Origin of the sequence: Streptococcus sp. HMSC078H12 (genome assembly GCF_001814615.1) — a bacterium.
In the GTDB taxonomy this organism is placed as follows: domain Bacteria; phylum Bacillota; class Bacilli; order Lactobacillales; family Streptococcaceae; genus Streptococcus; species Streptococcus salivarius_F.
In genome coordinates, this window is sequence record NZ_KV817334.1 from 1 (window position 1) to 4,871 (window position 4,871).

Genomic DNA, 4,871 nt, shown 5'->3' on the forward strand with positions numbered 1-4,871 from the left:
CAGCTTCAGTATCTGCATCAGAATCAGCAAGCTCTTCAGAATCAACTTCTGTATCTGAATCAGTATCAGCTTCTGAATCATACTCAGCATCTGCTAGCCTTTCAGAATCTACATCAACTTCAACTTCAGTTTCAGAATCACTTTCAAGCTCTGAATCAACTTCAGTTTCAGTTTCTCAATCAATGTCAGAAAGTGAAACTCCTAAAGTTGGTGAAGTAATCATCACTTACATCCGTGAGAATGATGGTAAAGAAATCCAAAAACCACGTCAAGATACACCAAACTCACCATATGACACTCCATATAACACAACTGAGGAAGGTGAAAAACCTAACACAATCAAGACTCCAGATGGTAAAACATACAAGATCGTACCAAAAGGTGACTACCCAGTAGGTAAAGTTGACGGTGACGGACACCTTGAATCATCTGACCCAATTAAAGGTAAAGTTGATAAACCTAAATCAACAATCACTTACGTTTATAAAGAAGTGAAGGGTGACGTTTACGTTCACTATAAAGACACTGACGGTAACACAATTAAAGATGATGTCACTGATGAAAAAGATCAACCAGTTGATAAAGATTACGATACAGTAATTGACAACCGTCCAAAAGAAATCCAATTCCAAGGTAAGACATATGAATTGGTACCAGCAGGTAACTACAATGTAGGTAAAGTTGACGAACAAGGTCACCTTGAGTCATCAGACGCTACAACAGGTAAGGTTATCGAAGGACGTAAAGATGTTACTTACATCTACAAACTTAAAGAAGATCCAACGAAACCTAAAGAAGGTGACGTAATCATCACTTACGTAGACGAAAAAGGTAAAGAAATCAAGAAACCTCGTCAAGACACACCAAACTCACCATATGATACTCCATATAACACAACTGAGGAAGGTGAAAAACCTAACACAATCAAGACTCCAGACGGTAAGACATACAAGATCGTACCGAAAGGTGACTACCCAGTAGGTAAAGTTGATGGCGATGGACACCTTGAATCATCTGATCCAATGAAAGGTAAAGTTGAAAAACCACGTTCAATCATCACTTACGTCTACAAAGAAGTGAAAGGTGACGTTTACGTTCACTATAAAGATACTGAAGGTAAGACAATCAAGACTTCAGTTGTTGATGAAAAAGATCAACCAGTCGATAAAGACTACGATACAGTAGTTGATAATCGTCCTAAGACTATCACAACAACTGATGGTAAAGTTTACGAATTGGTACCAGCAGGTAACTACACTGTAGGTAAAGTTGATGGACAAGGTCACCTTGAGTCATCAGACGCTACAACAGGTAAGGTTATCGAAGGACGTAAAGATGTTACTTACATCTACAAACTCAAAGAACAACCAGCACAACCTAAGGGTAATGTTTACGTTCATTATGTAGATGAAAATGGTAACACTATCAAACAATCTGTAACAGATGAATTTGGTCAACCAGTAGGTAAAGATTACGATACAGTAATCGATAACCGTCCTAAGACAATTGTTACTGCTGATGGTAAAGTTTACGAATTGGTACCACAAGGTAACTACCCAGTAGGTTCTGTAGATGGTGATGGTCACTTGACTACAACTGACCCAGTAACTGGTAAAGTAATCGAAGGCGATAAGAACGTAACTTACGTTTACAAACTTGTCGATACAACTCCAGAAAAACCAGTAACACCAACTCCAGGTAAACCTGAACAACCAACTCCAGGTAAACCAGTTGATCCAGCTCCTAAAGCTCCAGCTAAAGCTACTCCAGTTAAACCTGCACAAGAAATGGCACAATTGCCAAACACTGGTGAAGAGTCTAACGTAGCAGCTACAGCAGCTCTTGGATTGCTTGCAACTGCATCTGGATTGGCTCTTGCGGCAAAACGCAAAAAAACTGAGGAATAATATTCCTTCGACTTACCCCTAAAACTTATGAGTGACTAGTCCTAATAAAAACTAACTACTCTTAAGTAAGAATAAGCCGATTAGCTTCGTTCTAAAAAGACACATTCCGATATGGGGTGTGTCTTTTTGTTGTTCTTGAAAATGAGAGAGCCTATTTTAATTGTTAGTCTAAGTCTTATTTGGTCTTAGTATTATAGAGGAGAGGATTAGTTTAGTAAGCTGAAATCTTAGATGTAGAAGGAGTAGGGTTTGAATTTTAAGATAACTTTAAGTTTTATTTTGCAAAATGTAAGATGGGTGAAAATGCCATGAAACAAGCATTTTCAGTATTTATACAGCATAAAGCGTTTGCAATCTTTTTTGAGGGAAATAATAGTTTATATTAGAACTTACAAGAATTTTATGATAAAATTTATCGGTGAGTTTTAATACATAAAACAAGAATGGAGTAGATATGTTTTTTAGAAGGAACGAAGGGGAGTACCGTGAAACAGATCGCGTGACTCGTTTTAAATTGATTAAATCAGGTAAGCAATGGCTTCGTGCTGCGACATCCAACTTTGGACTTTTCAAGGTTGTTAAAGGTGGGGCGGATGCGCCATCAGTTTCAGCGCAAAGTGTTGAAGAAAAAACACCGCTTCTCTCTGGGCAAGCTCTTCTTAAAGGGATTGCAGCAGCGGGAGCGGTGGCTGGAGGCGCAGTGGCAACTTATACAGCCCAAGCGGAAGAAACGACAACTCCAGCTTTGGAAAGCCAAGTAACTGCTAATCAAGATGTGGCAGTCAACTCTGAGTCAGTTGTATTGAGTGTGGCGCCAGCTTCAGAAGCTTCGACAGTAGCATCAACAAGCCAAGAGTCTACAAGCTCTTCAGTAGATGCTCAAGCAAGCACGGAAGCATCAGTTTCAGTATCACAATCTGTTTCTCAATCAATTTCTGCTGAATTGTCACAAGCCATTTCAGAGTCTGCATCACTCAGCAAGGAGTATTCAACTTCTGATAGCCAGTCAGAAACTGAAAGCACAAGTGGTTCAAACTCAGACTCAGCTTCTGATTCAGCAACTTCAACAAGCTCAGTTGCTTCAGAAACTGCAAGCCAAGAGGATGAAAAAACTGTCTTGGATCAAAACGTTTCAGAAGCAGAATTGCTCGTTAATATCGCTAAAAACTACCAAGCAAAATTAACAGACACAGCGGCTAAGGCTGAAATCCAAACTGCTATTACAACAGTTCAAGAAGAAGTCACTAAGTCAACAACATTGATTGCGGCATCAGCAACAAACGCAGCTTACGCAGAACAGCGTGAGCGTCTTGGTAATGCCGTTGATAACATGATGACCAAGCTGACAAATGCTGGTTTTAATGGAAACTCTACAGTGAATGGCACTCCAGCTATCACTTCAAACCTTAACCTAGCGACTGGTGAGACTAAGGTTTATACAGGAACTGGAACAGATACAAACTATAATGTTCCAATTTACTATACATTGAAAGTGACAAATGACGGGTCAAATCTGAATTTTGTCTACACTGTTACCTATGTTAATCCTGCAACATCAACCCTTGGAAATATTTCAAGAATGTCTCCTGGATATTCTATCTATAATACTGGGACATCAACACAAACGATGTTTACTTTAGGTAAGGGACTTACTCCTCCGACAAGTGTAACGTCTTATATTACAGATAAAAATGGTAACCAAGTTGCAAATCCTAGGGCTAATACAACACCAGTAACATCAGATAGTAGTGGTTACAGTTGGGGGCAAGGTTTCCAAATGAATGCTTATCAGGCTAAACAAAGCTATGGTCTGACAACAACTTGGACTGCTAAAATCACTGGTGATGATACATCCTTCACATTCTCGCCTTATGCAGGTAAGACAGATACGATTGCCGTTAACTTCTTTAATGGTAGTCAGGTTATCGAGTCTGAATCTGAAGCTGATACAACGAGTGCATCTCTAAGTGCTTCTCAGAGCCTCGTAGAAAGTGCTTCAACAGTAGAGTCTCAATCTGTATCAACAAGTAAGGTAGAATCTGCATCAGTTTCAGCATCTGAGTCAGAGGTTGTTTCATCTTCTCTTTCTCAATCAGAGGAAGCATCAGCATCTCTTTCAGAGAGTATTTCAGAAAGTCTTCTTGAAAGTGCCTCAACAAGTGCTTCAGTGAGCACATCACAGTTGGAGTCAAATTCAGTCTCCGCTTCAGAGAGTGCCTCAGTAAGCACATCACAGTTGGAATCAAATTCGGTCTCAGCTTCAGAGAGTGCCTCAGTAAGCACGTCACAGTTGGAGTCAAATTCAACTTCAGCCTCAGAGAGTGCGTCAACATCAGCGTCGCAATCAATTTCAAATTATGAGTCCGCTTCAGAGAGTGAGTCAGTATCAGAATCACAGTCTGTCTCAAACTCAGAGTCCGCTTCAGAGAGTGAGTCAATTTCAGCATCACAGTCTGAATCGAACTCAGTTTCAGCCTCAGAGAGTGCGTCAATTTCAGCATCACAATCAGAATCAAACTCAGTTTCAGCTTCAGAGAGTGCGTCAACGTCAACATCACAATCAGAATCAAACTCAGTTTCGACTTCAGAAAGTGAATCAACGTCAGCGTCACAGTCTGAATCAAACTCAGTTTCAACTTCAGAGAGTGAATCAACGTCAACATCACAGTCTGAATCAAACTCAGAGTCAGCGTCAGTAAGTGAGTCGACATCAGCGTCACAATCCGAGTCAAACTCAGTTTCGACTTCAGAGAGTGAATCAACGTCAACATCACAGTCTGAATCAAACTCAGAGTCAGCGTCAGTAAGTGAGTCGACATCAGCGTCACAATCCGAGTCAAACTCAGTTTCAACTTCAGAAAGTGAATCGACATCAACGTCACAATCAGAATCGAATTCAGTTTCAACTTCAGAGAGTGAATCAACATCGACATCACAATCCGAGTCAAACTCAGTTTCGACTTC

Annotated in this window: 2 protein-coding genes; both read left to right on the top strand. The window is 40.2% G+C overall.

Annotation, left to right across the window (positions count from 1 at the left end; translation table 11 throughout):
• The coding region (locus HMPREF2979_RS06530; protein ID WP_261787300.1) for a MucBP domain-containing protein at positions 1-1,907 on the top strand (1,907 nt) is incomplete at its 5' end.
• A 454-nt stretch (positions 1,908-2,361) separates the two neighbouring features.
• Positions 2,362-4,871 (top strand): accessory Sec-dependent serine-rich glycoprotein adhesin (locus HMPREF2979_RS06535; protein WP_148132232.1); only part of this gene is annotated, 2,510 nt, incomplete at its 3' end.